This window comes from Arthrobacter sp. 05T47 (genome assembly GCF_056395825.1).
In genome coordinates, this window is record NZ_JBFTKG010000145.1 from 1 (window position 1) to 1,481 (window position 1,481).

Sequence of the window (1,481 nt, forward strand, 5' to 3'; positions counted from 1 at the left end):
GTGTTGACCAGCAGCGTCCACCGCCAGGTCGCGAACTCGGTTAGCACGCCACCGAGGAGCAGACCGATGGCGCCGCCGGCTCCGGCGATGGCGCTGAAAACGCCGAATGCGGTGGCCCGTTCCCTGCCGGTGGGGAAAGTCACCGAGAGCAGCGACATCGCGGCCGGGGCGAGGAGCGCCGCGAACACGCCCTGCAGGACGCGGGCCGCCAGAAGCACCCCGATATTGGGGGCGATGCCGCCGAGGACGGAGGCCAGGCTGAAGCCCACGAGGGCCACGATGAAGGCGCGCCGGCGGCCCCACTGGTCCGAGACCCGCCCTCCAAGAAGGAGCAGCGCCCCGAAAGCGAGGCTGTAGGCGGTGATCACCCAATGGCGGTCCGCGTCGCTGAACGCAAGATCGGTCTGGGCCTGCGGGAGGGCAATGTTCATGATCGAGGCGTCGAAGACCACCATCAGCTGGGCGATCGAGATGAACACCAAGGCTATCCAGCGGCGTCTCCGCGTGGGATCCGCTGCCTTCACGGCAGAGAAGTCAGTCATTCAGGGTTCTCCAAAGAAGTCTTGGTGGCGGGGGAGAGATGAGAAAGCGCTTTTGCGTCCCTCCGTCATCCAGTCAACCGCCATGCCCGAACCCGAGGTAGTGGCTGGTGTTCCATGTAATAGCCGTACCTCCCACCAGCGGCTTGTTCGCGCGTACCGTGGAAAAGGTGAGCAACAACAGTGAAGTGAGCGATTTCCTTAAGTCGCGCCGTGCCCGGATCAGCCCTGAAATGGCAGGGCTGCCCGTGTACGGGGGCCTGCGCCGGGTGCCCGGGCTCCGCCGCGAGGAACTCGCAGCAGTGTCCGGGATGAGCATTGATTACTACAACCGACTCGAGCGCGGAAACCTCACCGGCGTCTCCGACAGCATCCTCGAATCCCTCGCCCGGGCCCTGAAACTCGACGACGCCGAACGCACCTACCTCTTCGACCTCGCCCGCGCATCAAACCTCAAACGGCCCCGGCAGCGCCGGCGCGTGCCGCAGAAGCTCAGCCCCAGTATTCAACATCTTCTCGACGGCATGACCGGCATCCCGGCCTTCGTCCAGAATGGCCGGCTCGATGTCCTCGGCATGAACGCCCTGGCCCGGGCGCTCTACCACCCCAACGGCGACGAGCCGGAGCCGCCCCAGAATTTCGCACGTTTCGTCTTCCTTGATACGGGTTCCCGGGACCAGTTGCCCGAGTGGGGATCAATGGCCCAGGACGTCGTGGCCATCCTCCGGCAGGAAGCCGCCCGCGATCCCCACAACCGCGACCTCTCAGACCTCATCGGAGAGCTCTCCACCAAGAGCGAGGACTTCCGGACCATGTGGGCCRCCCAGAACGTCCGGCTCCACCGCACCGGAGTGAAACCCTTCCGCCACCCCATCGTCGGGGACTTCGAACTGACCTTCCAGGCCATGCAACTCCCGGGCGATGAGGGCCTGACCCTGATCG

2 protein-coding genes are annotated in these 1,481 nt (G+C 65.5%); one reads left to right on the forward strand and one right to left on the reverse strand.

Going from position 1 to position 1,481, the window contains the following annotated elements:
- The coding region (locus tag AC1DEY_RS23390) for an MFS transporter (protein ID WP_476870084.1) at nucleotides 1-542 on the reverse strand (542 nt) is incomplete at its 3' end.
- A 167-nt stretch (nucleotides 543-709) separates the two neighbouring features.
- Here AC1DEY_RS23390 and AC1DEY_RS23395 point away from each other — a divergent pair.
- Nucleotides 710-1,481 (forward strand): helix-turn-helix transcriptional regulator (locus AC1DEY_RS23395; protein WP_476870085.1); only part of this gene is annotated, 772 nt, incomplete at its 3' end.